The sequence below is a fragment of the Pseudarthrobacter sp. SL88 genome (assembly GCF_026672455.1).
GTDB lineage: Bacteria > Actinomycetota > Actinomycetes > Actinomycetales > Micrococcaceae > Arthrobacter.
In genome coordinates this window covers 1,283,735-1,309,512 of sequence record NZ_JAPPRD010000001.1, presented here as the reverse complement: position 1 = coordinate 1,309,512, position 25,778 = coordinate 1,283,735, and the positions used below count along the sequence as shown (strand labels likewise).

19 protein-coding genes are annotated in these 25,778 nt (G+C 65.3%); 8 read left to right on the top strand and 11 right to left on the bottom strand.

Annotation, left to right across the window (positions count from 1 at the left end; translation table 11 throughout):
- Window positions 1–10 precede the first annotated feature (10 nt).
- From OVA06_RS06015 to OVA06_RS06005, 3 genes are read right to left on the bottom strand one after another with little or no spacing between them, the layout of a single operon-like run.
- Window positions 11–4,864, bottom strand: coding sequence for an NAD-glutamate dehydrogenase (locus OVA06_RS06015; RefSeq protein ID WP_268157000.1), 4,854 nt, complete (start codon window positions 4,862–4,864; stop codon window positions 11–13).
- A 57-nt stretch (window positions 4,865–4,921) separates the two neighbouring features.
- A complete protein-coding gene (locus OVA06_RS06010; RefSeq protein ID WP_268156998.1) occupies window positions 4,922–6,229 on the bottom strand; it encodes an AAA family ATPase in 1,308 nt (435 codons plus the stop codon).
- Complete coding sequence (locus OVA06_RS06005; protein WP_056085000.1) at window positions 6,226–6,867, bottom strand: hypothetical protein; 642 nt, start codon at window positions 6,865–6,867, stop codon at window positions 6,226–6,228. Before OVA06_RS06005 ends, OVA06_RS06010 begins: the two co-directional genes overlap by 4 nt.
- 153 nt (window positions 6,868–7,020) lie before the next feature.
- On the opposite strand from OVA06_RS06005, the gene OVA06_RS06000 reads away from it, so the two are divergent.
- Window positions 7,021–7,236: a helix-turn-helix domain-containing protein gene (locus OVA06_RS06000; RefSeq protein WP_045729765.1), complete on the top strand. Its 216-nt coding sequence runs from the start codon at window positions 7,021–7,023 to the stop codon at window positions 7,234–7,236.
- Window positions 7,237–7,284: 48 nt separating this feature from the next.
- Here OVA06_RS06000 and OVA06_RS05995 read toward each other — a convergent pair whose 3' ends face one another.
- Window positions 7,285–7,854 carry a hypothetical protein gene (locus tag OVA06_RS05995; protein WP_268156995.1) on the bottom strand — a complete coding sequence of 190 codons (570 nt, stop codon included), beginning with the start codon at window positions 7,852–7,854 and terminating at the stop codon, window positions 7,285–7,287.
- Between the two features lie 140 nt (window positions 7,855–7,994).
- Between OVA06_RS05995 and OVA06_RS05990 the strand changes: the two genes are divergently transcribed.
- Together OVA06_RS05990 and OVA06_RS05985 are read left to right on the top strand one after the other, a co-directional pair.
- Complete coding sequence (locus tag OVA06_RS05990) at window positions 7,995–8,951, top strand: LysM peptidoglycan-binding domain-containing protein (RefSeq protein ID WP_268156993.1); 957 nt, start codon at window positions 7,995–7,997, stop codon at window positions 8,949–8,951.
- A 55-nt stretch (window positions 8,952–9,006) separates the two neighbouring features.
- Entirely contained in the window at window positions 9,007–9,549 is a 543-nt protein-coding gene (locus OVA06_RS05985) for an Rv3235 family protein (protein WP_056084990.1), read from the top strand.
- Between the two features lie 102 nt (window positions 9,550–9,651).
- Here OVA06_RS05985 and secA read toward each other — a convergent pair whose 3' ends face one another.
- From secA to mtrA, 7 genes are all read right to left on the bottom strand, one after another.
- The gene (secA, locus tag OVA06_RS05980; protein ID WP_056084987.1) at window positions 9,652–12,402 is read right to left on the bottom strand and encodes a preprotein translocase subunit SecA; all 2,751 of its coding nucleotides are present in this window, start codon (window positions 12,400–12,402) and stop codon (window positions 9,652–9,654) included.
- 82 nt (window positions 12,403–12,484) lie between these two features.
- The gene (locus OVA06_RS05975) at window positions 12,485–13,726 is read right to left on the bottom strand and encodes a winged helix-turn-helix domain-containing protein (RefSeq protein ID WP_268156990.1); all 1,242 of its coding nucleotides are present in this window, start codon (window positions 13,724–13,726) and stop codon (window positions 12,485–12,487) included.
- Between the two features lie 32 nt (window positions 13,727–13,758).
- Complete coding sequence (gene hpf / locus OVA06_RS05970) at window positions 13,759–14,484, bottom strand: ribosome hibernation-promoting factor, HPF/YfiA family (protein WP_056085400.1); 726 nt, start codon at window positions 14,482–14,484, stop codon at window positions 13,759–13,761.
- 199 nt (window positions 14,485–14,683) lie between these two features.
- Window positions 14,684–15,532: a ComF family protein gene (locus tag OVA06_RS05965; RefSeq protein WP_268156987.1), complete on the bottom strand. Its 849-nt coding sequence runs from the start codon at window positions 15,530–15,532 to the stop codon at window positions 14,684–14,686.
- A 103-nt stretch (window positions 15,533–15,635) separates the two neighbouring features.
- A complete protein-coding gene (locus OVA06_RS05960) occupies window positions 15,636–17,351 on the bottom strand; it encodes an LpqB family beta-propeller domain-containing protein (RefSeq protein WP_056084978.1) in 1,716 nt (571 codons plus the stop codon).
- On the bottom strand, window positions 17,348–19,141 hold the full coding sequence (gene mtrB, locus OVA06_RS05955; RefSeq protein ID WP_056085398.1) for an MtrAB system histidine kinase MtrB: 1,794 nt from the start codon (window positions 19,139–19,141) through the stop codon (window positions 17,348–17,350). Before mtrB ends, OVA06_RS05960 begins: the two co-directional genes overlap by 4 nt.
- Before the next feature lie 160 nt (window positions 19,142–19,301).
- Window positions 19,302–19,976, bottom strand: coding sequence for an MtrAB system response regulator MtrA (gene mtrA, locus OVA06_RS05950; RefSeq protein ID WP_015937620.1), 675 nt, complete (start codon window positions 19,974–19,976; stop codon window positions 19,302–19,304).
- Window positions 19,977–20,156: 180 nt separating this feature from the next.
- Between mtrA and OVA06_RS05945 the strand changes: the two genes are divergently transcribed.
- The 5 genes from OVA06_RS05945 to OVA06_RS05925 are packed head-to-tail and all read left to right on the top strand — an operon-like array spanning window position 20,157 to window position 25,761.
- Window positions 20,157–21,647 carry a DUF7847 domain-containing protein gene (locus OVA06_RS05945; RefSeq protein WP_268156983.1) on the top strand — a complete coding sequence of 497 codons (1,491 nt, stop codon included), beginning with the start codon at window positions 20,157–20,159 and terminating at the stop codon, window positions 21,645–21,647.
- Entirely contained in the window at window positions 21,637–22,284 is a 648-nt protein-coding gene (locus OVA06_RS05940; protein ID WP_056084975.1) for a DUF4129 domain-containing protein, read from the top strand. The genes OVA06_RS05945 and OVA06_RS05940 overlap by 11 nt, the downstream gene beginning before the upstream one ends.
- Entirely contained in the window at window positions 22,281–23,477 is a 1,197-nt protein-coding gene (locus OVA06_RS05935; protein ID WP_268156981.1) for a DUF4350 domain-containing protein, read from the top strand. Before OVA06_RS05940 ends, OVA06_RS05935 begins: the two co-directional genes overlap by 4 nt.
- A complete protein-coding gene (locus OVA06_RS05930) occupies window positions 23,474–24,469 on the top strand; it encodes an AAA family ATPase (protein WP_056084968.1) in 996 nt (331 codons plus the stop codon). The genes OVA06_RS05935 and OVA06_RS05930 overlap by 4 nt, the downstream gene beginning before the upstream one ends.
- The gene (locus OVA06_RS05925; protein WP_268156978.1) at window positions 24,469–25,761 is read left to right on the top strand and encodes a DUF58 domain-containing protein; all 1,293 of its coding nucleotides are present in this window, start codon (window positions 24,469–24,471) and stop codon (window positions 25,759–25,761) included. Before OVA06_RS05930 ends, OVA06_RS05925 begins: the two co-directional genes overlap by 1 nt.
- Window positions 25,762–25,778: the final 17 nt, after the last annotated feature.

The window sequence follows — 25,778 nt, the reverse complement described above, 5'->3', positions numbered from 1 at the left end:
GCCTGATTGATCAGCGCCGGACGATAGACCTCAAGAGCCTCAATGCTACCGACAGCGAGGCCATATCGTCGGTTTCGAGTGCGTTGACCTCATCGAACATGCTCTTCGCGCGGCCCAGCTGTTCGGCGTTCCGCGCCTCCCACTCCGTGAGCCGCGCCTCGGGCGAGCCGCCCGCGGCCGTGGCGTCCAGCACCGCCGTCGTAATGTCCGACACCGTGGAGTACAGGTCATCGCGAAGCGCTGCCCTTGCCAGTGCCTGCCACCTGTCCTGCCGGGGAAGGCTGCTGATCCGTTCCAGGAGGGAATCGGCGTGGAAACGGTTGAACACCGTGTAATACGCGGCGGCGATGTCCTCAACCGGCTCTTTCCGCAGGCGGGCGATCTTGGCAATGTCCAGAAGGACAAAGCTTTCGAACAGTTCAGCCCAGCGCAGGGCAAGGCCATCCGGAAGTTCCCATTCGCGCGCGTTCTCGAGCCAGCTGCCCACCCGTTCCCGGTCTTCGCCGCGCAAGTAGTCCAGGACGCGTGCACGCAGGGGATCCATCAACGGCTTGAACTCAGCCACCACTTCATCGATGGGCTGGGAGACGGTTCCCTGGGTGAGGAGCCACCGCACTGCGCGGTCAAGCAACCTGCGGATATCCAGGTGGACCGTGCTCCAGTGCTCCGTGGGGAACGACGCAGGCAGGCTGTTGAGCTCCCGGACCATCACGTCCAGCTCGTAAATCTCCCGCAGCGCGACGAAGGCCTTGGCCACGGCCACTTCGCTGGCCGACGTTTCCTCCATGACGCGGAAAGCGAAAGTGATGCCTCCCATGTTGATCATGTCGTTGGCCACCACCGTTGCGATGATTTCACGCCGCAGCGGATGCGTGTCCAGTTCAGCGTCGAAACGTTCACGCAGTTGCGTCGGGAAATAACCGCGGAGGGTCTGCCGGAACCACGGATCGTCCGCGAGATCGCTTTCCCGCAGGGCCGTCGCCAATTCGATCTTGGCGTAGGCCGCGAGGACGGAGAGCTCAGGCGACGTCAGGCCCTGGCCCTGCTGCAGCCGTTCGCGCAGGGTCTCCGTGGTGGGCAGGGCCTCAAGGTCGCGCTTCAGGTCGGCCGATTTTTCCAGCCAGTCCATGAGGCGTTCGTAACTGGGGCTCCACTCCGCAACCCTTGTGCGGTCGTTCAGCAGCAGGATGTTCTGGTCAATGTTGTCTTCCAGGACGAGGCGGGCAACCTCGTCGGTCATCGAGGCAAGGAACTCGGCGCGTTCGGCCGCGTCCAGCCTGCCGGCAGCCACCATCCGGTCAACGAAGATCTTGATGTTGACCTCATGGTCGGAGCAGTCCACGCCTGCGGAGTTGTCGATGGCGTCGGTATTCAGGATGACACCCTGCAGTGCTGCCTCGATCCGTCCGCGCTGGGTCATTCCGAGATTCCCGCCTTCGCCCACCACCTTGACGCGGAGGTCCCTGCCATCAACCCTGATCGAGTCGTTGGCCTTATCCCCCACCGAAGCATTGGACTCGCTGCTGGCCTTCACGTACGTCCCGATGCCGCCGTTGTAGAGAAGATCTGCCGGGGCCAGCAGGATGGCCCGCAGGAGTTCGGGCGGGCTGAGCTCCGTAATGTGGGCGGGAAGTCCCAGGGCGTCGCGTACCTGGGGGGACACCGGGATGGACTTGGCCTGCCGCGCAAAGACACCGCCACCTTCGCTGATGAGGGACTTGTCGTAGTCGTCCCATGATGACCGGGGCAGTTCGAACAGGCGCCGGCGTTCAGTGAAGGACGACTCCTCGTCCGGCGTGGGATCCAGGAAGATGTGCCGGTGGTCGAAGGCAGCGAGCAGCCGGATATGCCGGGACAGCAGCATGCCGTTGCCAAACACGTCGCCGGACATATCGCCCACGCCCACCACGGTGAACGGCTGGGTCTGGGTGTCCAGGTCCAGCTCGCTGAAGTGCCGTTTCACGGATTCCCATGCACCGCGGGCGGTGATGCCCATGGCCTTGTGGTCGTAGCCAACGGAGCCGCCCGAAGCGAAAGCGTCTCCCAGCCAGAATCCGTACTCAGCGGCCAGGCCATTGGCAATGTCCGAGAATGTCGCAGTCCCCTTGTCCGCTGCGACCACGAGGTAGGAATCGTCGTCGTCATGCCTGACCACGTCCGACGGCGGCACCAGCTTCTCGTCCGCACCTTCGGTAACCAGATTGTCGGTGAGGTCCAGCAGGCCCCGGATGAAGGTCTTGTAGCTTTCGACACCTTCGGCCATCCACGCCGCCCTGTCGACGGACGGGTCCGGCAGCTGCTTGGCAAAAAAGCCGCCCTTGGCCCCGGTGGGAACGATGACGGCGTTCTTTACCGTCTGTGCCTTCACCAGGCCGAGCACCTCGGTGCGGAAGTCCTCCCGGCGGTCCGACCAGCGCAGGCCGCCACGGGCGACCTTGCCAAATCGGAGGTGCACACCCTCAACCCGCGGAGAGTAGACCCAGATCTCAAACATGGGACGCGGGAACGGCAAGCCGTCGATCCGCGCCGGATCGAGCTTGAAGCTCAGGTGCCGCTTGTCCTGGTAGAAGTTCGTCCGCAGGGTGGCCTCGATGAGGTTCACAAACGTCCGCAGGACACGGTCAGCGTCAAGTGTTGCAACTTTTTCGATGGACGCTGACAGTTCTTCCCGCACGGATTCCTGGGCGGCCTGCCGTGCATCGCGGTCCAGGGACGGGTCGAACCGTGCTTCGAACAGGGCGCTGAGCCCCCTGGTCACATCAGGGTTGGCGAGGAGGGTGTCGGCCATGAACCCGAACGAATTGGTGTTGCCCATCTGGCGCATGTAGCGGGCGTAGGCACGCAGGACGGTGATCTGGCGCCAGTGCAGCCCTTCCCGAAGGACCAGGCGGTCGAAAGCGTCGGATTCTGCCGCACCTGTCACAGCCGCGCTGAAGGAATCCGCCAGGAAGCCTCCGGTTGCCACCGGGTCGACGCCTGCGGGGTATTTCAGACCGAGGTCGTACAGGAAGAAATCGCGGCGGTCCGCGGTCTCGATTTCGAAGGGCCGTTCGTCGAGCACCTCGAGTCCCAGGTTGTGGAAGAACGGAAGGATTTGGCTCAGGCTCTTGGGCTCGAGCATGTAAAGCTTGACCCGCGCATCTTCCTCAAGCGTTGCGCCCGCCCCCTCGGGGAGGTAGACGTGGACGCCCGGGCGCTCCTGCCGTGCCCCCTCGGTGCGTTCGGCCGCCGCTCCGTACTTCTCGAAGCGGGCAATGTCGTCAAGGGCGTCTTCCACTTCGTAGTCCACCCGGTAGCTCGCCGGGAACGCTTCAGCCCAAATTGCCGCCAGTTCCTTGGCTTCCGCCGCGTCGCCGCCGTCGCGCAGCACCTCGGCGATGCCCTCGCTCCAGGACCTGGCCGCACGGACCAGCCGCTTTTCGAGCTCTCCGCTGTCAACGTGGCTGACATCTGCATCCTTCGGCAGGCGGATCCTGAAGAAGAGGCGGGCCAGAGCCGATTCGGTCATCCTGGCTTCGTAGTCAATGGAAACCGCTTGGAAGGTCTCTCGGAGTTCCTGCTCGATCCGAAGCCTGACATTGGTGGTGTAGCGATCCCTGGGCAGGTAGACGACAGCCGACATGAAGCGGCCGTAGATGTCGGGGCGGAGGAAGAGCCGGGTCCTTCGGCGCTCCTGCAGCTTCTGGATGCCCACTGCCGTGGCGGCGAGGTCGGGGACTTCGATTTGGAACAGCTCGTCGCGGGGATAGGTCTCCAGGATGCCGAGCAGGTCCTTTCCGGAGTGCGAGTCCGGTGGGAACCCCGCATTGCGGAGAACGGCGTCGACCTTTTCCCGGACGATCGGGACTTCACGCACTGAACCGGTGTAGGCGCTGGTGGCAAACAGCCCGATGAAGCGCCGTTCTCCATTGACGTTGCCGGCGGCGTCGAAACTCTTAACGCCGATGTAGTCCAGGTAGGCGGACCGGTGGACGGTGGAACGGGAATTGGCCTTCGTGATGACAAGGGCACGCTTTTCCCGCGCCTTTTTGCGTCCTGTATCAGTCAGATGCTGGATGTGGGGGGAATCGGCCGCTGCCCGGAGCAAGCCAAGGCCGCTGTCCTCCCGCAATTCCAGGACGTCCTCCCCGTCCACGTTGATGAGGACGTATTCCCGGTATCCGAGGAAGGTGAAGTTGCCGTCGTCGAGCCAGCGCAGGAGGTCCTGCGCCTGCCGCAGTTCGGCGATCTGGGCCGGGTTGGCTACCTGGTCAAGGCTTTCGGCGATCTCCAGCGCCTTTTGGCGCATTTTGGGCCAGTCTTCGACGGCCGCGCGTACGTCCTTAAGCACTCGCTGCAGTCCTTCAAGCAGCGACGCTTTGGCTTCGTCGGAGATGCGGCCGATCTCGACGGCGATCCATGACTCCATATATGAGGCATTTTCGCCGGTGGCAATCAGGTGGGACAGGCTCGGCATCGCTGCGGTGTCACCGCTGGAAATTCCGATATGCGACGGAACCCTGTTGACCTTAACCAGGTGCCCGGATTCCCGGTTGCGCGTGGCAACGAACATAGGGTGGATGACCAGCTTGATGGCCGCATGCTGACGGACCAGTTCAGCGTTGACTGAATCCACCAGGAAAGGCATGTCGTCCGTGACGACGAATACGACGCTGCTGTCTTCCTCATCGGCAATGGCCACCTTCGCCTGCCCGGGCAGACGCCCCGATGCGACCTCGCGGTGATGGTCCGCCCGCTTAGCCAGCAGCTCCTGCGGATAGCTGCGCGCGTCCTCCTCGGCGAGATGCTGGTAGTAGTCCCCCATGAAGCCTTCAAAGCCTTCTACGGAAAGGGCCTGATCCTCCACGCTGGATCCAGACGACATCAACAAACGCCTCCATCACACGATATGCGCTGCACCTTTGCAGCTCTTATGGCGAGCCTAGTCCTTTGCCCTGCGGCCTGCTGTGGAAGAAAATACAGAGGATTTGGGCTTTTGCTGGACGGATGCACAAACGAGTTCGCGGATTGAGCGGCGAAGGGCTGACTGGGGCGACGATTCGAGCAGCAATGATCCGGCAAGCAGGGCAGCATCCGCGGCAGCGTTGTCGTACGGGAGGAATGCCTGAAGCTCGGATGCCGGACCGTAACGCTCCCAGGCATCCCGCAATTGCCGTTCGGGGCCCCTGCCAACAGAGGACGACCGCACTTTGTTCATCACCACCGTGGGCGAGGCTTGGGGAACAGCGTTCTCCAGTTCAGCAAGGCCCCTAACCAACCTCGGCACGCCCACGGGATCAGCAGCCCCGACCGCGAACACGGTGTCTGCCATCTCCAGTGCACGCAGGGTTGCCCCGTTTCGCCGTGGCGCCATGGTGTCAAAGCTCAGTTCTTCATCCGCTTCCAGGCAGAAGCCGGTGTCCACCACAACAACGTCGGCGATCTGCCGCGCCCGTTCCAGGACGATCGCCAGGGCCGGTGCCCTGAGCTCCGTCCAGCGATCTGCCCGCGTTATGCCGGTGAGTACCTTGAAGGTACCGGCAGTCGTTGCCACAGGAGCGGCAAGCCTGCGGAGGGCGTCTGCATCCAGGGCGCCCTGGTCCGCAAGCCGGCAGGCCTGGGCCAATGCAGCCGATTCGTCGAGCAGTCCGAGGACCGCAGCGACGCTCGCCCCGTAGCTGTCGGCGTCGATGAGGAGGACCTGCTCGCCGTCGGCCGCCAGTTCAGCTGCCATGTTGGCGGCGAGGGTGGTCCGGCCCGGAGAGCCGGCGGGACCCCACACTGCGATGATTCGACCTGGTCCTGGCCCGCCCGTATCTGGCTCAGGCTCCGCGGCAACGGGATGCAGGGCTGCACCGGTGTCCGCGAGGGAGCTCATTGCGGCAGTACGGCCCGGCGCTCCTGTCAACTGCTCTACGGCGTCGGCGATCCGGTCCGAAAGTTCTGCGGATTGGACGCCTGTCAGGGCTGATGCAACACCGATCTTGCGGAGCCGCGCTGCTTCCTCGGCGCTGTCGGTGAGGGCGATGATGGCCACGCCAACGGCTCCCAGCCGGTCTACCAACGAAGCCGTGAGGCCTTCGGATCCGTCTGCCACGACGGCCGCCCTGGCCAGCCCGCTTTGGCACGCTGCCAGCAGTTCGGGGAGTTCGGCGCACCTCCTGACCACGGTGACAGGGCCGTGCAGGCGTTCGAGTCCGCCCACCAGATCTTCCCGGCTTTGCCCGACGGTAACGACAGGTATGCTCACTTGGCGCCCCCGGGGTTCCACACGACGGAGATCCGGGCGTCGTTGGCCTGGGCGCCCAGGATGGCCGGCATCCGACTGTCCTCCACCAGCACCATCAGCACTGTGCTCTTGGCGGATCCGAGAGTTGTTGAACCTGCTGTTACCTCGGCGATTTCTGCACCCGGCAGCAGGAGCTTAGGCTCACTGAATCCGTTCTTGGCATCCGGCTGGGCAACCCAGACATCCACGCGGGCCCCGGCGATAACCTGCGCAGGCAGCGTTTCGTCCACCGTAATGGCCACTGGTTTGCGGTCAAGGTCGTCAACCTCCCCGAGGCTGGCACGAGGGACCAGTTGGTCTTTTCCGATGCGCTGCACGGCCACTACGCCCTGGGGCAACCCGGATTCGGCGGTGATGTAGTGCTGTTCCGAATCGCCGAGCCGCACCTTGGCACGGACCACGTTCTCCTCCGTCAGCGCTTCGCCCACGGCTATCCCGTCGCGGGCAGCGTAGACCTCCGTGGTTTGGTCTGCACTTCCGACCAGGAATACAACTCCCGCCACTGACGCAAGCACCAGGAGGATCCCCACCAGCAGGCGCGGATCTTTCCACGACGGGCGCTTCAGGCGTGCTGATGCGGCTGAAGTTTCTGGAACCATGCCGTTTCTCCCCCTCGACGTGCCGGCGGGCCGTTCCGCGGCCGGACACCTCATTGTTGCGGGACGGACGCCGGAACAAAAGTCAAAGCCCCAAATATGGCGGAACTGTGGATAACGCAAGCGTGCACCCCGTTCGGATGGCAAAATGGAGGCATGCCCAGGTTCCTCACACTCGCAGATGTTGCCGAGCAGCTTCAGATCAACTCTCCAGCCGCTTACGCACTGGTACGGAGCGGGGAATTGAAGGCCATTCAGGTTGGTGGACGCGGGCAATGGCGTGTGGAAGAGAAGATGCTGGAACAGTACATCGAGGAACGCTACGCAGAAGCCAGCAGGATGATTCAGGAGTCCAAGTCGAAGTCGGTCTGAGCGGGCGCGTGTTTCGTCCCTGCCGGCAGTGCCGGGCCCGGGCGTTGGCTACAGTCCGGCTTGTTTCCTCGACCTGATGGCCGCAAGCGCGGCGAACGGCACGGTTGATACATCTCCCACGTTCCGGCTCCTCCGGGCTTCACCGGGAGTCACTGCCGCTAAGTCCACATAGTCCTTGCCCACGCGGTCGATCACGCCTTCCAACCGTGTGATGCCCGCGCTGCCACCGAGGCTGATACTCAGCTCAGCTCTGTCCCTGGCAAGGGCACGGAGCGAATGCGCCAACCCAAGCGCGCGCCGCACGGCTGACGGCTCGGTTTGCGCAAGCCTGCCCATGCCCACGTAGCGGGCAACCGCCGGGTATGGAATGAGGACCTGGTACCAGTCTTCGTCAATAACCAGCGCCTCGGCACCAGCGTGGGCAAGGCGGCCATGGACAGATTCTCCGTTCCGGAGGTGGACCCCCAGCGTGCATCCAAGTACTCCGCGGAGCCTGTCGGACAACGCGATGGCCACCAGTTCAGCGCGGGTCCTCTCCCCGATCTCGGCCTCCAGTGAAAGCCGGTCCGATTCCGCCAGCTGGCTTTCGAGGTCGTTGAAGAGTGCATCCCAGCGCATTCGGCCACAGTAAGTCCGACCGGGCAGGCCGTCAATTCCAGGAACTTTTTCTCTCCACCGTATGGACATATGACAGAACACAGGCGCAAACTGAATCAAGCATTACCAAACTGCATCAAACTGCATCAAAAGGATGAATAATGATGAAGCGCGACTCCCACGGAATCAGAATGGACGCCCTTACGGCCCTGGCGTTGTTGGTCCTGGGAGCTGTGCTCGTCTTTATTGGATGCGGTCTTGTCCTGCAGTGGCAGGAGGCATCGGCCAGGCACCAGAGCACGTCCGCCGAGGACATCCTGGGGGCCGTAGCATTATTTTCGGGTTCGTCATTGATCGCCTGGTGGTTCCTGTGCCTTCTGGCCGCCGGCGCGGGCGTGCTCCTGGAGCGGCAAGGAAAGGTCCGTGCAGCTTCGCTGACGCGCAGGCTTTCGCCGGCCTTCATGAGGCGCCTGGTCGTCGCGGCCGTCTCATTACAACTGGTATCGGGTGCAGCGGCAAACGCCGAGACCCCCGCTCCGGGTCCGCAGTGGGCGCCCACGCAGGACTATGCCTCGGCTATGGAGGCAACCCCGGACATGCCGGCCCCGAGCTCGGTACCTTCCACAGGTACGGCAGGCGACCCTATGTCGGACGCCACCTCCACACCGGCTGCGGCCTCGGATGCGAGCATTCCGGAGCAGACAGTGACGCCGGGATTGATCCCGACGTCAACGGCACCGGACGAACTTGCGCAAGCAACGCCCGCTGCTGCCCCAATCACTGCGGACGCGGGCTCCGGCGCCGCGGACCATTCCCGGCTGCAGCCTGGATGGCAGCCCCGCACCACCCCGGTGGTGGACCCAGGACTGATGGCCTCCCCCGCCACGCGCGGAGGCGCCACACCGGTTGGGGGGTCAGTTCACACAACAGGAACCGTGGCAGTCCTCGCGGGGGACACCCTGTGGGACATTGTGCGGGGCCAGTTGGGCAGCAATGCTTCCGACATCGACGTCGCCCTTGAGTGGCCCCGATGGTACGAAGCCAACAGGGCTGTCATCGGCCAGAACCCGGATGTCCTGCTCCCGGGCCAAGTCCTGCAGCCACCCTCACCGACCTAAGCATCCGTAACCATGCCGGCCGAGTGCCGGCACCGCAAGAACAAAGGGGAAAGCAATGCCAGCAGTAACGCCGATCCGCGCCCTCCAGGGAGGAACCGAAAGTAGTGCTGAAAAGGGCTTCACCCCTGGCGCAGCCAGCCAGGAGGCGCTGCGCCAGACACAGCTGCGACAGGGCCAGTTGCGGGCCCTCGGCCAGGGCCGGCAGGCCCCGCGTCCCGGAGAGCCGGTTCAGCTCCGGGCAGCCGACGAGGAAGCGGAAGTCCGGGCCCTCACCCGGGGAACAGTGCAGGCGGCCATGGAAGTGCTGGCCGGTATCCGGCCCGTCCACCAGCTGGCCCGCCGGCTTGACCCCCGATGCCTCGCTGCCCTCCAGCATCGGGCCGCACTGATTCGGCGGGAAATCACCAGGACCGGAAATCCTGCGCTGGGCCGGCTGCACCGGAACTCCATTGTCAGGTCAGTAAGGATCTGCGAAGTGGCGGAAGGCACCTACGAAGCAAGTGCAGTGGTAGTCGATGACGTACGTGCGCGGGCCGTGGCAGTCCGCCTGGAGCGCAGCAAGCAGGTTTGGCGAGTCACGGAACTCGTCATTGGATAATCACCCGCATGGCCGCCCGGACCAAGGAAGGGCAGGACCCCGGGATGCTGTCTCCCGCTGGCCCTGCCCTTGCCTTACACGCCGTCGTCCGTGGACGCCGCTTTAGCGCCGCTTCTTTTTGGCCGGACGCTTGGCGGCTTCCTTTGCCGCATCCTGCTCCGCAGCCTTCGCGGGGTTGCCTGAGCGCCCTGAGGAACGGGTTTCCACCCGGGTCTGGGTGCCACCGCCCTCGCTGGGTGCCGTGTACTGCAGCTGCGCAGGCTTTTCGGGCGCTTCCAGACCGGCCGCCCGGACCTGCGGCTCAACATGCTCGGTGTGTCCGCCGGCGGCGTCCTCCACCACCACGTCCTGGGCCGGAGTCACTTCGACTTCCAGGTTGAACAGGAACCCAACGCTTTCCTCCCGGATGGCTTCCATCATGCTTTGGAACAGGGTGAAACCCTCACGCTGGTACTCCACAAGGGGATCGCGCTGGGCCATGGCACGCAGCCCGATGCCCTCCTTGAGGTAGTCCATCTCGTACAGGTGTTCCTGCCATTTGCGCCCGATGACTGACAGCACGACGCGGCGTTCCAGTTCCCGCATGCTCTCCGACCCGATGCTTTCCTCCCGCGCCTGGTAGACAAGCCGGGCATCCGAAAGCAGCTCTTCCTTCAGGAACTCCACCGTCAGCCGGGACTTTCCTCCGGCTTCTTCGATGATGTCATCCGCGCTCACGCTCACCGGGTACAGCGTCTTGAGATTGGTCCACAGCTGGTTGAAGTCCCAGTCGTCGCCGTTGCCTTCAGCGGTGGCGTCGTCAATCAGGGCCATGATGGTGTCCTCGACAAAGAACTGCACCTTTTCGTGCAGGTCGTCACCCTCGAGGATCCGGCGACGGTCGCTGTAGATCGCTTCACGCTGGCGGTTCAGGACGTCGTCGTACTTCAGCACGTTCTTCCGCTGCTCGGCGTTGCGGCCCTCCACCTGGCCCTGCGCCGAGGCGATGGCACGGGATACAAGTTTGGATTCGAGGGCCACATCGTCAGGAACGGAGCTGTTCATGAGGCGTTCTGCGGCACCCGAGTTGAACAGCCGCATGAGGTCGTCCGTCAGGGAAAGGTAGAACCGGGATTCGCCAGGGTCGCCCTGGCGTCCGGAACGGCCGCGGAGCTGGTTGTCAATGCGACGGGACTCATGCCGTTCGGTACCGAGGACATACAGTCCACCCAGGTTCAGGACCTCTTCATGCTCATCCTTGACGGCCTGCTTGGCTGCTTCAAGTGCAGCCGGCCAGGCGGACTCGTACTCCTCGGAGTTTTCCTCCGGGTCGAGGCCGCGCTTGGCAAGTTCGGCGACCGCAGTAAACTCGGCATTGCCGCCCAGCATGATGTCGGTGCCTCGGCCCGCCATGTTGGTGGCCACCGTGACGGCTGCCTTACGGCCGGCCTGCGCAACGATCGCGGCCTCCCGTGCGTGGTTCTTGGCATTCAGGACTTCGTGGCGGATGCCGTCCTTGGCGAGCAGCCGGGAAAGATACTCGCTCTTTTCGACGCTGGTGGTACCCACCAGGACGGGCTGGCCCTTTTCATGGCGTTCGGCAATATCCCGGACGACGGCGTCGAACTTCACTGTTTCGTTCTTGAAGACGAGGTCGGACTGGTCGATGCGCTGCATGTCGCGGTTGGTGGGAATGGCCACAACGCCGAGCTTGTAGGTGCTCATGAACTCGGCGGCTTCAGTTTCAGCCGTGCCGGTCATGCCGGAGAGTTTGCCGTACATGCGGAAGTAGTTCTGCAGGGTGACGGTGGCCAGGGTCTGGTTCTCCGCCTTGATCTCGACGCCTTCCTTGGCCTCGATCGCCTGGTGCATGCCCTCGTTGTAGCGGCGGCCGGCCAGGATACGGCCGGTGTGCTCATCAACGATGAGGACTTCGCCGTCCATGATGACGTAGTCCTTGTCCCGCTTGAACAGTTCCTTGGCCTTGATGGCGTTGTTGAGGAAGCCGATCAGCGGCGTATTGGCGGACTCGTACAGGTTCGTAATGCCGAGGTAATCCTCAACCTTTTCGATGCCGCCCTCCAGGACGCCAACGGTGCGCTTCTTTTCGTCGACTTCGTAGTCTTTTTCGGGCTGCAGCCGAAGAACAACCTTTGCGAATTCGCTGTACCAGCGGTTCGTATCGCCCTGGGCCGGTCCCGAGATGATGAGCGGGGTACGGGCCTCGTCAATGAGGATGGAGTCCACTTCATCGACGATGGCGAAGTTGTGTCCGCGCTGGACCAGTTCGTTCCTGTCCCAGGCCATGTTGTCGCGCAGGTAGTCGAACCCGAATTCGTTGTTGGTTCCGTAGGTGATATCCGCAGCGTACTGCTCGCGCCGGACCGCAGGGTCCTGGTTGGCGAGGATGCATCCGCTGGTCAGCCCGAGGAAGCGGTAGACGCGGCCCATGAGGTCGGACTGGTATTCGGCGAGGTAGTCGTTCACGGTGACCACGTGGACACCCTTACCCGTGAGGGCATTCAGGTAGGCAGGAGCGGTTGCCACCAGGGTCTTGCCTTCACCGGTCTTCATTTCAGCAATGTTGCCCAGGTGGAGGGCGGCGCCACCCATCAGCTGGACGTCGAAGTGCCGCATTCCCAGGGTGCGCGAAGACGCTTCCCGAACAGCGGCGAAGGCCTCCGGCAGGAGGCTGTCGAGCTTTTCGCCGTCCTGGTGGCGTTCGCGGAGCCGGTCCGTTTCTTCACGGAGCTCGGCATCGGTAAAGGTCTTGAACGAGTCTTCGAGGGCATTGATGGAGTCGGCATAATTCCGCAGTTGCCGAAGTGTTTTCTTGTCACCCGTGCGGAGAAGTTTTTCAATAAGTGATGCCACGTGAAGATGCTCCCAGTCTCATGCCGCCGAATTCTGGCGTTTTTAGTCTACGGGAGAGACAACCTGCCGGTGTCGGTTTCCCTCAGAGCGGATCGGAGTCCGCGTTGCCGACCGCCCGCGCGAGGCCGGGTGCGAGGTCACCCGAGGGCCAGACCTCCACGGACTGAAGGCCCAGCCATTCAGCCATAAGGCGCAGTTCCGCGGCGAGTTCGACGGCGGTGTCCGGCGGGGCGGCCGGCTCGGCGAAGGCGGCCCGGGCCAGCAGTTTTCCACCTGCGCGGTCGGCCTTCAGGTCCACCCGGGCAACGATGCCATCCCGGAGGAGGAAGGGAAGGACGTAGTAGCCGTGCCGCCGCTTGTGTTCTGGCGTGTAGATCTCAATCCGGTAATGGAAACCGAAGAGTTCTTCCAGCCGGCGGCGTTCGAACACCAGGGAATCAAAGGGGCTTAGCAGGGCACGGCCCGTGGCCCGCCGGGGCAGGACAGCACCTGCATGGCGGTAGACATCACGGTTCCAGCCCCGGACAGTCACAGGCTCCAGGGCGCCCTGCTCGACCAGGCGTTCCACGGACTGCGCTGTTGCCTTGACGGGCGTCCGGAAGTAATCGGCGAAACACCGGACCGTTCCGATGCCGTGCGCGCGGGCGGCAGCGTCCGTCAGCCGGTCCAGTGCCCTGACCCGATCCTGGGTTCCCGTGGGGGCCTCCCCCGTGCCGTTTCCGGCCTGCGGGAGAATTCTCGCCGTGAGGGTGTATTTCCGCTCGAATTGTTCTGTCCGTGCAGCTGCGGAGACGAACCCCGCTTCAAAAAGGTGTTCGAGGACCCTTTTGACGGCGTTCCAGTTCCAGCCCCAATTGCCTGTTTGCCGTTCTTCCACGTGGCCGATCCGGGCGGTCAGTTCGGATGCAGTCAGGGGACGGCTTCCGGCAAGGGTTTCCAGGATCCGTTCCGATATGGCAGCCCGCTGGTCAGGCTCCATGCCCCCGGCACCAACCCACGCACGTTTCTGCCAGAGCAGGAGGTCCGCATAGTGTTCCGGCCGGATGTAGCTGGCCTCGTGTGCCCAGTACTCGATCATCCGGCGTGGGTGAACTCCGGACATCCGTTGCAGAATGCTCCGGTCGTAGTTCCCGAGGCGCGAATAAAACGGAAGGAAGTGGCTGCGCGCGAGGACGTTTACGGAATCGATCTGGACCAGCTGCAAGCGGGCAAAGGTGCGGCCCACCGTCCGCGAAGTTACGGGTCCGGTGGGCCGTCCTTTGTCGAGCCCCTGTGCTGCCAGAGCGATCCGCCGGGCCTGGTTAAGGCTCAGCGAAACCGGCACGCCAGTCCTCTCTGTTGATTGCTGCCAGCACCCTAAGCGGTTGCTGCAGCATCATCCGAACGGTAGGCAAGGATCTTTTCTTCGACTACGGTATCTCCGGGTTCACACTCGTGGTCAAGCGTGATCACACCATAGGTCCAGCCGCGCCGCCGGTAGACAACCGACGGGGTATTGGTGGCCTTGTCGACGAACAGATAGAAGTCGTGCCCCACGAGTTCCATGTTGTCCACGGCGTCGTCGAGCGTCAGCGACGCTGCCGGGAAGACCTTCCGGCGGATCAGGACAGGGGAATCGCCCGCCGGGATATCGTTGTCCACGTCGTAGGGAGACCTGTCGGCGGATGACTCGCTGGCCTCGCTCCGGTGGCTGGCCTCCATGTAAAGGGGCTCGTGCGCACTGGCCGGTTCGAGGGACGCGGTTGCTTCCCTCACAGCCTTGGGGGTGTGGCGTCCGTGATGGACTTTCTTCCGGTCCTTGGCCCGGCGGAGGCGTTCAAGCAGCTTGTTGTACGCGAGATCGAAGGCGGCGAACTTGTCTGCAGCGCTGGCTTCGGCGCGGATCACCGGTCCGCGGCCCAGGACTGTCACCTCAACGGTCAACTGGTCGCCTGTTTGCCGGGCGTTGGTCTCTTTGGAAACCTTGGCATCGACCCGCTGGACTTTGTCGCCCAACGACTCAATCTTTGAGATCTTCTCCCCGGCATATTCGCGGAACCGGTCTGACACTGTCAGATTTCGTCCGCTGATCATAAACTCCATGGTGCCCTCCAAATGACTTCGGTGACACGACGGCGGCGCTTCCCTGGGCCGATCTGCCTGACAGTCGAGCCCCTCTCCGAGCCGCCATCGAAAGGTACATTCTGTCTTGGTACCCATCACCGACGTTAGTTCATCGTCATCCGTTATTCATCCTTTCCCGGTTTATTTTTTTCTAAGTCGCGGTAGTTTCGCTGCTGGCTTAGGATGCGCTGTCCGGGCTGCCCGAGACCGGTGGACGCGTTGCGGCAAGGACCACCGCCCCTGCCACCAGGACCCCGTCGCGGTGCAGGGCACGCGCGGCCTCGGACAGCGTGGAACCGGTGGTGAGAACGTCGTCGACGATGATGCAGCGGCTCCCGGCCACCGTGCCCCGGGCGCGCCGCCGCACCGTCATGGAGCCCCGGACGCGCCTGGTCCGGTCGCCCCTGTCGAGGCCTTTCTGGCCGCCCGCCGTCCGGATACCTCCAGGGGTGGCCTTGGCGAGGACGTCCTGCATAACGGCGCCGGGAAGCTGCCGGACTGCCTCGGCAAGGAGCAGGTGCACGGGGCTGAACCCCCTCGCCAGGTAGGCGGCTGAGCTGGTGGGAACCGGAACCAGGACCAAGGGCTGACGGTCTCCCGTTGCCGTCCGCACCGCGTCTGCGAGCGCCCTGCCCAGGCACTTCCGGAGCCGGTGCTGGCCGTGGCGCTTGAAGGACAGCAAAGCCTGCGCGAGTTCTTCCCTGTAGACGCCTGCTGCAACCACCGGCAGCAGTATTCTTCCGTCCACATCTGTCAGCACGGGTGCGGCAGCTTCGGCACGGAACGGTTGCGCGGTGAGCCGGCGTACCTGCCGGGCGCAGTGCGGGCAGAGATGGTGGTCTTCGGCGCCGCAGCCTACACAGTCGGCAGGGATGGCAAGAGCCAGGAGGTCGGCCGCGGCTCCGCCCACCTGGTCGCCCAACCGAAGAAGGGCGCTCCGATGTTCTGATCGGTGCCTGGCCGCCGGTTGGGACGGGAGGAGGTCAGGGTCTGCCCGGCCACGGCGGGGCGTTGATTCGCTGCTCACGCCTCAACAATTCATCGGGCAGGCAGCAAAGCAAAGCAGTGTGAGTGCCTATGTGGACCCAGCCCAACGCCGCGTTCCCCCTGGGCGGCAGTGCGTGTGGCCCCTACCCCGGGTACGAAGGATCGATGGGGCCTTTGATTTGCGGCGACCAGCCGTTGCCCAGCCGCTGGAAGATGCCCTCGGACGATTGCCCGTAGATCTCCTCCGGCCCGTTTCCTGCGCTGAGCGCCACCAGGCCCGGCCAGGGAGCGAGCTGCTGGGGCTGACCCGAGGTGAGGGAGAGTAATTCCGGCGTCACGTTGGCCGCCGCCGCGCCCTTCATGACCACCACCGTGGAGTCGTTGACCCAGGCACCCTGGTCCGGGTTGCTGTCGGTCGCCAGGGTGGTCGGCTGGGTCAGTTCACGGGGTGTCCCGTCGCCGCCGCGGATGATCCCGGCGACCTGGACCCGGGTCTTACCGTTCTGTTCAGAAATGACCAGCGCACGGACGCCTTCCCGGGATATCCGGAATTCCTTGACGGATCGTCCCGCCAGCCAGGCCGGCGCCAGCGTCACCGACGGAACGGATGCCCCTTCCGCGACTCCGGTGGGGCGGAAGGCCACCACTTCAGTGGCGCCGTTTCCCCCGGGGCCAGCCGACCAGACCCAGTCGTTGAGGCTGAAGGAGGGCCGGCTCAGGGTGCTCCGGGTCGTCAGGGCGCGGGCCGGCTGGCCCGGATTGATGCTGTACAGGGTTGTCCGGCTCTCGTTGAGGAAGGCAGCGGTCTGCGAGACCGGCGATTCCGCGGGGAACCGCGGGTCGAGGGCGGAGACGGGCTGCATGTCAGGAAGCGGCGAAATCCTGTTGTTTTCGTACCGCACCAGTTCATTGCCGCTGACGGCGATCTGGCGCGAGGGCGCACTCTTGTCCTGTACCGGCGGGAGGACTGAGCCGTTGTCCTCTACCCTCACCAGGTCCTGGTTGGCCCGCAGCTCGACATTCACGACGTCGGGCTGGCTGCGGAAGGTCAGGGTGAGCTGCATCTGCATCCGAAGGCGGTCCTCCGGGGATGTCTCCGTGAGTTCCTTGGCCGTCAGGTCCACCTGCGCGGCCCCGGAGACTACCGGGACGGACTCGCGGGCGAGTTTGATGCCCGACGGGAAGGCGCTGGCCACCGCGCCGCGAAGGTAGGGGGCCGGCCCCGCCAGCAGGGCACTGGTCATGGCCTTGACCGTCTTGTTCCTGATGAACCAGCGGACGTCGGGGACGGCATAGGTGAATGTGGGGTCGTAGAAGTAGATGGGATAGGCGCCGTAAATCACCTTGAACGTTTCCTCAGCGATTGCGGTCCCGTCCGGTATTGCCGAGATACGCCATTCCCCGTCCACCTGGGTGACCGTGACGGGGATCCGTTCCACGGTGCCTTCCGGGGACTGGGTGGTGATGCCGTCAGCATCGACGGTGTAGGCCACATCCAGTTCATAGTTGTAGACGTTTTCGATGCCTGTGGCCACCACGCGTGCGTCCCGGTAGACCAAGGCACGCTGGTCCGGCTTCCAGGACACGGACGAGGCCTGCGTGAGGTACTGGCGGGCCACGGCGTAGTCATCCTCGTAGCCGCTGCCCGCGCGGTAGAAGTAGTCAATGATGGTTTCCGGCGATGCGCCCGGTTGGGGCGCAGCCGGGAGGAAGACCGGCGCGTTCAGGTTGCCGGCGCTGCCTTCGCTGCTTTTGCCGACCGGACCCGAAATGGGGATCCGGGCGCAGCCTGCCAGCACCACAACCAGCAGCGCCAGCAGGAAAGCACCGAGCTGTGCCGGACGGCCGCGGCCGGTCATGGGTTCTCCTTCGTCGTCGGCACCGGCGCCAACCGCGCCGCTCCGGTTTCCAGGACCAGGATGTTCCTGGTGTCAGGTTCCCGGGGAACGCTGCCCGGTTCGCCCGTGGTGATGTTGTCTTCGGGTTCGAGCTGGACCGGCGAGTTGCCGATCTCTTCGCCTTGGCGCAGCGGCAGGGTAAGCCGGAAGTTGGCCCCGCTGCCTTTCCTCCCCCAGGCCTGCAGCCAGCCGTTGTGGAGCTTGGTGTCCTCCGCGGCTATGGACAGCCCCAGGCCGCTGCCGCCGGTGGTCCGTGCGCGGGCAGGGTCTGCGCGCCAGAACCGGTCGAAGACCCGGGCCGCCTCGGCCGGTTCCATGCCGATGCCGTGGTCACGGACAGCGATGCCGACGGCGGATTCGCTCGCTGCCACAGTGACAGTCACCGGCCTGCCCTCGCCATGTTCGACGGCGTTCAGGATCAGGTTCCGCAGAATCCTGTCGATCCGGCGCGCGTCCATGTCTACGACGATGGCGCCGGCCGGTGCACTCAGAACAATCTCCGATCCGTACTCCGCGGCTACGGGCGACGCGCCCTCGATGACGTGGGCGATGACTTGGAGGATGTCTTCCGGTTCGGCATCGAGCACCGCCACACCGGCGTCGAAGCGGGAGATCTCCAACAGGTCCGAGAGCAGCGACTGGAACCGCTCCACCTGGTTGTAGAGCAACTCGGCAGACCGTTTGTTGATGGGATCGAAATCGTCACGGGCGTCGTACAGCACTTCGGCCGCCATCCTGACCGTGGTCAAGGGAGTGCGCAGTTCGTGGGACACGTCGGACACAAAGCGCTGCTGCATCTGCGAGAGGGTGGCGAGCTGGGTGATTTGCTCCTGCAGGCTGGCAGCCATGTGGTTGAACGAGGCGCCCAGCCGGGCGACCTCGTCCTCGCCGCGGACCACCATCCGTTCCTGGAGTTGCCCGGCGGCCAGTTTCTCCGACACCATCGCCGCGTGGCTGACCGGGCTGACCACGTTGCGCGTGACGTACCAGGCCACCGCACCGATCAGGAGCACCAGCACTGCACCGCCGGCCCAGAGGACGCTTTGGATCTCGTCCAGGGTCTGCTGCGCCGTGTTGAGGTCATAAATCAGATACAGCTCATAGACCGTGCCGTTGAAGGTCACCTTGTTACCGACGGCAATGCCTGGCCGGTCCTCGGTGCCCACAGGGATCACGGTGGACGCCCAGTACTGGTCTTTGCCGGATTCCTGGACCGCTTTGCGGAGCTCCGGGGGGATAACACTGACTGTCAGCTGGTCCGAGGCCCGGGACTCCACCCAGCGGTTTCTTGGCTTGGTCTGCTCCGGCATGGCTTCGAAGACATAGCGGCGCTGGATCACGGAGCCACGGCCTTCCACGGCGTTCAGGGTGTCGTAGACCAGCGTGATGACACTCGACTGGTCGGTGACCTGGGCGCCGTCGAACGTCTCCTGGACCTGCTTGACGTTGTACCGGGTTTCCGATTCGGCCTGTGTCAGCCGTTCCTGGAAAAGGTTGTTGGCGATCTGGTTCGACAGGTACGCGCCAACTACGGCGAACGACGTGACGGCCAGAAGCAGGGTGGTGAGGACAGTCCTGAACTGCAGGGAACGGCGCCAACGCTTTTGCAGGGCGCGTCCGACGTAACGCAGGGCAGGCAGGAACCGGAGGATACCGGTCTTAACGAGCCTGGCCACCCTGAGGCTGACAATGACGGCACGCCGCTGCCAGATCCGCACGCGGAAGGCGAACTTCCTGAATCCGGGGCTGATGGCATCCGTGTGCTCCGGCGCCTGGTGGTGCTGCGCTGTTTGATGATGCTGCGGTTCCTGGTCCGGCTGTGCCACGGCACGCTGTTCCGAATCCGCTGCTTCTCCGGGGGTCGCCTGGGCGGGGACGCCGGTCCGGCGTTCCCCCTCGGAGGAAGCGGGGTCAGGCCCCTGCTTTGTAGCCGACACCACGCACCGTCAATACAACTTCCGGAGCTTCCGGGTCCTGCTCGATCTTGGACCGCAGGCGCTGGACATGGACGTTGACCAGGCGGGTGTCTGCCGCGTGGCGGTACCCCCACACCTGTTCGAGCAGCAGTTCACGCGTGAATACCTGCCACGGCTTGCGGGCAAGGGCCACCAGGAGGTCGAACTCCAGCGGCGTCAGGGAGATACGTTCGCTCCCGCGGCTTACTGTGTGCCCGGCAACGTCAATGGTGATATCCGCGATCCGCAGGGTTTCGGGCGCCTTCTGGTCTCCCGGGCGGAGCCTGGCCCGAACACGTGCCACAAGTTCGGCGGGCTTAAACGGTTTTGGTACGTAATCATCGGCGCCGGATTCAAGGCCACGGACGACGTCGGAAGTGTCTGCCTTGGCGGTGAGCATTACGATCGGAACGTCCGACTCAGCGCGGACCTGCCGGCAGACCTCAATGCCATCCACGCCGGGAAGCATAAGGTCCAGCAGGACAAGGTCCGGCCGCGATGACCGGAAGATGTCAAGCGCCTGGGCGCCGTCCGCGCAGAAGACGGGTTCAAAGCCGTCATTGCGAAGAACAATTCCAATCATTTCGGCCAGCGCTTCATCATCGTCAACCACCAGAATGCGTGCCTTCATAGTTATATATTCCCTTATCAGGGGGGCTTTGTCCTGTTGAGCGGCTTCGGCATGGCGGAACGCTAGGACGTCCGACGCCGGAACTATAGGCTGGGACCGTGCCGGACCTTCCCGGCGGCCAGGGGCTGTCAGGGCCCGGTCGCGGGACAACGGTGCGGCCGGAATGGGGGAAGGAAGAGCGTGTCAGGACAGGATTCAGGCCGGGAGGAACCGGCTGGACCGGAGCAGCCCTCCGACGGTTCCCGGGAACCCTGGCCCGGTCGGGGCCAGGACGGCAGCGGCGGGTACCAGCGGGACCGGGACGATGACGGATGGGCGGATCCGAACCGGGGAACTGCCGGCGGGGGCAGCGGGACTTGGGGTGGTACGCCGTCGTGGGGTCCCTCCGGGCCATGGGACCAGCAGCCACGCGCCAGCCAGGACCAGCCGGGCCGGCATGGCCAAGCCCAGCCAGGTCCGGGTCAAACCCCACCCGGCCAGCAGGCACCGTGGAACGGTACCCCGCCGGTTTACCCGGGCGCTGCCTATCCGCATCAGCCCTACGGAACGCCCTATGGACCCGCCTCCGGGATCCAGTACGGCCACCAGTATGGGAGCCCCTACGGACAGCCCCGCTACGTTGCCCCGCCAAAGCCCGGCATCGTTCCACTGCGGCCGCTGATGTTCGGCGAAATCCTTGACGGCTCCTTCCAGGCGATCCGCCGGAACCCGAAAGCCATGTTGGGTGCCGCCCTGCTGGCGCAGTCGCTCTCGGCGATACTGGCCGCCGTCGTCACGGCCGTGTCCGCCACATCTGCCGGCTCCATCGAGGCCTGGGTGGAGGGCGCCAGCCCCGCGGATTTGGCCGGCATGGGGTTCGGTTTCGCAGGCGCCATCCTGGTGGTCAGCATCCTGACGCTCGTCATTTCTGCGGTACTGCAGGGGGCCATGGTGGTGCCGGTCGCCCGCTCGATCCTCAACAGGCCCACAGGGTTCCGCCAGATGTGGGCCCTTGCCAAATCCAGGGCCGGTGCACTGATTGGCCTCGCAGCGCTGCTGGTGGCTGCCGTGCTGCTTGCTTTCCTGATATTCGGTGGAGCGGCTTTCGCGCTCATCGCCGGAACCGACCGGGCAGCGGGCGCACTGTTCCTGATTCCCCTTGTCCCTGCCTTCATTGCAGTATTTGCCTGGATCGCCATCAAGGTCATGGTGGCCCCTGCCGCGGTGGTCATCGAGGAAGTCGGTCCGCTCGCCGCCCTGCGCCGGTCCTGGCAGCTGACCCGTGCCAACTGGTGGCGAATCTTCGGAATGACACTGGTGGTAAGTCTTTTGGTGGGCGTGATCAGCCAGGTAGTGATGATCCCGGTCAGCCTGCTGACCAGTTTCCTCGGCACCGTGGTCTCGCCCCACGGCGGATCCGGACAGGACGCGGGGATGGCGGTGGCTTTAGGGATTGCCACCGCTGTCCTTGGTGCGCTGGTGGGCGCGTTGGGTTACGCGTTCCAGACGTCGGTGATGGCCTTGCTGTACATGGACCTCCGCATGCGGAAAGACGGCCTGGACATTACGCTCCTCCGCCTGCTCGAGACGGGTGCTGATCCCGACGGCGTCCCTGGCCGGGGTGCGGCATTCACCGCACCGGGCCGCGGTTCCCAGGGGCCGTCCGGAAGTGCATGGCCGGATGTCCGCTGAACCGCCGGTGCTTCCCGACGCGGAACAGGCACGCAGGTGGGCCGCGGAGGAGCTGGCAAAGCCTGAGTACCGGGAGGCCCAGCCGTCCTGGCTGGAGGCCGCGTGGCACGACTTCCTCGAGTGGCTGGGTTCCCTGGACGGCCCCTCGGGACCTGACGGGTCGGTTCCCACCCCGGTCATAGGCATCGTTATCGTCCTGGTCATAGCCGTGGCCCTTGTCCTGGCCCGCCCGCGGCTCAACCCGGCCGCCCGGAAGCCGAAGGATGTCTTTGGTGCCGAGACCATCGTCACTGCCACGGACTACCGCCGGCGCGCCGCTGAGGCCGCGGCCGCCGGAAGGTGGGGCGACGCCGTCGTCGACCGTTTCCGTGCCCTGGTGCGCTCCGCCGAGGACAGGGCCGTCATCGATGCGCAGCCGGGCCGGACCGCGGATGAAACCGCACGCGAACTATCCGTGCCGTTCAGGTCCGAGGCGCAGCGGCTGGCACAGGCGGCCGCGGCCTTCGACGCGGTCCGCTACGGCAACAGGCCTGCCGGCGGTGCGGTGTACCAGGACATGGTCCGGCTCGACGACGCCCTGGCGGCAGCCAAACCCGAACGTCCCCTGGACCGGCACCAGCCGGCGGTCCTGCCATGACCGGATCCGTGTCCGAAGCTGACGTTGCCCGGGATGCCGGCCCGCGGCAAGCTGCCGGCCCGTCCTTCCGGTCACGGCTGCGCCGCCACCGGGGACTGGTGGCGTTCGGCGCGCTGGTCGCCGTCGGGCTTGGCCTGGTCATCTGGGGCCAACTGGCGCCCAAGGGAGACGTCGTCCCCCTGTCCGTGGGCAATGCCGGCCCTGACGGCGCCCGTGCCGTCGCCCAAATCTTAGGCAACCACGGGGTGCAGGTTCACGACGTCCGGAACTACGACGCAGCGATGGCTGCCCTGGACGCCAGTTCATCCCCCACCCTCCTGATTTACGACCGGAAAGGAGCCCTCGACGGGCAGCGCCTCCGTGGCCTCGCGGACTCAAGTGCCCGGGTAGTGGTGGTCTCACCACGCCTTGAGACGCTCCGCGCCCTGGACGGCGGCATCCGGCAGGCAGGCGTTGTGCCGGAGGGCACGCCCGCGCTGGACCCCGGCTGCTCCCTTCCGGATGCGCGGGCGGCAGGACAGGTCAGCGGCGGGTCAGGATTCGTGTACGACGGCGGGACCACCTGTTTCCGCCCGTCCGGCTCGGCCGCCGGAGTGCTTGCGGCCGGCGCTGACGGCAGGCTGGTAGTCCTCGGCAGCACCGCAGTCCTGGGAAACGAACGGCTTGACGAGCTGGGAAATGCCTCCCTCGGGCTGCGGCTGCTGGGTGCTTCCCCTGACCTCGTGTGGTATCTGCCGTCATTGGAGGACATGGACCTCACCGGATCGCCGCGCACCCTCGACGAACTGGCCCCGGATTGGGTGCGGTTCGTGGGCCCGTGGCTGGTGGTCGTCGCCCTCGCCGCCATCGTCTGGCGCGGCCGGAGGCACGGGCCGCTGGTCTTCGAGCCCCTTCCCGTGGTGGTCAAGGCAGTGGAGACTGCCGAGGGCCGCGCCCGGCTCTACCACGACAACCGGGCCATGGACCAGGCACGGGACAACCTGCGCGCGGGCACGTTGTCCCGTCTTGCGGCAGCCCTCCGGCTTGGTCCGGGAGCCACCGCGGAGGCCATCGTTGATGCCGCGGCACGGCAGTTGGGTACGGCGGCATCCACGGTCAGCGACCTTGTCAATGATCATCCCCGCAGCGAGGCACGCCTGGTGGCCTGGGCCCGGGAACTGCACACACTGGAGAAAGAGGTCAAAAGACGATGAGTGAACATGGCAGCGGCCAGCGGGTCCTTGACCCGATGGAGCACGACTCCGCCCGGCAGGCGCTCCTGGACGTCCGGCATGAAGTGGCCAAAGCCGTTGTGGGACAGGACGCTACCGTCACCGGCCTGCTGATAGCCCTGCTGTCGCAAGGCCATGTCCTCCTGGAGGGGGTGCCGGGCGTCGCCAAGACCCTGCTGGTGCGGGCGTTGTCCGCTGCACTGGACCTGGAGACCAAGCGGGTGCAGTTCACTCCGGACCTCATGCCCGGCGATGTGACCGGGTCGCTGGTCTACGATTCCCACACGTCCGAATTCACGTTCCGGGAGGGGCCGGTCTTCACCAACCTGCTGCTGGCTGACGAAATCAACAGGACGCCGCCCAAGACGCAGGCCTCCCTGCTCGAAGCAATGGAAGAACGCCAGGTCTCGGTGGACGGGGAGCCCCGCCCGTTGCCGTCGCCCTTCCTGGTTGCCGCCACGCAGAACCCGGTGGAGTACGAGGGAACCTATCCCCTGCCGGAGGCACAGCTGGACCGGTTCCTGCTCAAGCTCACCATGCCATTGCCGGAGCGCGGCGACGAGATGGAAGTCATCAGGCGCCACGCCGTTGGTTTCGACCCCCGGGACCTGGCAGCGGCGGGCGTGCGTCCTGTGGCGGATGCCCGTGACCTGGAGCGGGCCAGGCAGGCGGTGGCCACTGTGGACGTGGCCCCTGAAATCATCGGGTACATTGTTGACCTCGTGCGGGCTACCCGGGCTGCCCCGTCCTTCCTGCTGGGCGTATCGCCACGCGGGGCGACAGCACTGCTGAACACGTCGCGGGCCTGGGCATGGCTGTCCGGGCGGGCGTTCGTCACACCGGACGACGTCAAGGCGCTCGCCCTCCCCTGCCTGCGGCACCGGGTCGCCCTGCAGCCGGAAGCACAGATGGACGGGGTGCAGGTGGATGACGTGCTGGGCAGCATCCTGGCGTCGGTCCCCGTCCCGCGCTGATGGCCATTTCCGGGCGTTTCGTCCTGCTGGTACTGCTGGGGCTGGTACCGGTCCTGCTGCTGCCGGGGTGGGGTTCGTTCTTTGCCGTGGCCGCTGTGCTTGCAGCCGTTGCAGGCGCTGACCTTGCTCTGGCCGGATCGCCCGGCTTGCTGCAGGTCGTCCGTGGCGGGCCCGTAAACGTTGCCCTCAACGCGCCGGTGCACGCCGCCCTCACCATCCATAACAACGGCCGGCGCCGCGTGCGCGGCAGTTTCCGCGACGCCTGGCAGCCTTCGGCCGGGGCGGCCGACCCGATCCAACCGGTGGACGTGCCCGCGGGCGAAAGCCGGCGTGCCGCCGTCGTGCTCCGGCCCTTCCGGCGGGGGGACATAAAGTCCCCGCATGTTAGCTTCCGTTCCTTCGGCCCCATGGGACTTGCCGCCCGGCAGCGGACCGTCACTTCCGCCGGGTCAATCCGGGTGCTCCCGCCGTTCAACTCGCGGCGGCACCTGCCCTCGAAGCTGCAGAAGCTGCGCGAGCTCGACGGCAAGGCGGCGGTCCAGATCCGCGGCGCCGGCACCGAGTTCGACTCCCTGCGCGACTACGTCCGGGGCGACGACGTCCGGTCCATTGACTGGCGGGCAACGGCGCGGCGCTCTGCCGTGGTGGTACGGACCTGGCGTCCCGAGCGGGACCGCCGCGTGCTGATGGTGCTGGACACCTCCCGTACCGCGGCGGCAAGGATCGATGACGAGACCCGGCTGGACAGCGGCCTGGAAGCTGCCCTGCTGCTTGGCGTCCTCGCCGAGCGCGGCGGAGACAGGGTGGACTTCCTGGCTTTCGACCGCAGGGCACGCGCCCGGGCGGGCACCGCGGGCAAGGGCAACCTGCTGGGCCGGCTTGTCCAGGCGATGGCACCGCTGGAACCGGAACTCATCGAGATGGACTGGGCCGCCGTTCCTGCCAAGGTACGGGCGGTAACTGCCCACCGCTCCCTGGTGGTGCTGCTGACCAGCCTCGACGGCGGGGCACCGGAGGAAGGCCTCATTCCCGCGGCGGCGCAGCTGGCCGTACAGCACGTCGTGGTGGTGGCTGCGGTGCGTGACCCCCAACTGGGCGCCATGCTGTCCGAACGCAGCGATGCTGCAGGGGTGTTCAGGGCAGCCGCCGCCGAGCGTGCGCTCCTCCAGCGGGCCGCCGTGAGCGCTGAACTCCGCCGTTTCGGCGTGGAAGTTGTGGATGCCGAACCGCACCAGCTGCCCCCCGGGCTGGCCGACATGTACATCCGGCTCAAGGCTACCGGTAGATTGTGAATCAAGCGCCGCAATCC

Coding starts and splice junctions, on each gene's coding strand:
- OVA06_RS05985 (WP_056084990.1), top strand. CDS start 9,007: ATGCCAGCAGTAACGCCGATCCGCGCCCTCCAGGGAGGAACCGAAAGT.
- OVA06_RS05995 (WP_268156995.1), bottom strand. CDS start 7,854: ATGCGCTGGGATGCACTCTTCAACGACCTCGAAAGCCAGCTGGCGGAA.
- mtrA (WP_015937620.1), bottom strand. CDS start 19,976: ATGAAGGCACGCATTCTGGTGGTTGACGATGATGAAGCGCTGGCCGAA.
- OVA06_RS05935 (WP_268156981.1), top strand. CDS start 22,281: ATGACCGGATCCGTGTCCGAAGCTGACGTTGCCCGGGATGCCGGCCCG.
- OVA06_RS05990 (WP_268156993.1), top strand. CDS start 7,995: ATGATGAAGCGCGACTCCCACGGAATCAGAATGGACGCCCTTACGGCC.
- OVA06_RS06000 (WP_045729765.1), top strand. CDS start 7,021: ATGCCCAGGTTCCTCACACTCGCAGATGTTGCCGAGCAGCTTCAGATC.
- OVA06_RS05960 (WP_056084978.1), bottom strand. CDS start 17,351: ATGACCGGCCGCGGCCGTCCGGCACAGCTCGGTGCTTTCCTGCTGGCG.
- OVA06_RS05940 (WP_056084975.1), top strand. CDS start 21,637: ATGTCCGCTGAACCGCCGGTGCTTCCCGACGCGGAACAGGCACGCAGG.
- hpf (WP_056085400.1), bottom strand. CDS start 14,484: ATGGAGTTTATGATCAGCGGACGAAATCTGACAGTGTCAGACCGGTTC.
- OVA06_RS06005 (WP_056085000.1), bottom strand. CDS start 6,867: ATGGTTCCAGAAACTTCAGCCGCATCAGCACGCCTGAAGCGCCCGTCG.
- OVA06_RS05925 (WP_268156978.1), top strand. CDS start 24,469: ATGGCCATTTCCGGGCGTTTCGTCCTGCTGGTACTGCTGGGGCTGGTA.
- OVA06_RS06015 (WP_268157000.1), bottom strand. CDS start 4,864: ATGTCGTCTGGATCCAGCGTGGAGGATCAGGCCCTTTCCGTAGAAGGC.
- OVA06_RS05930 (WP_056084968.1), top strand. CDS start 23,474: ATGAGTGAACATGGCAGCGGCCAGCGGGTCCTTGACCCGATGGAGCAC.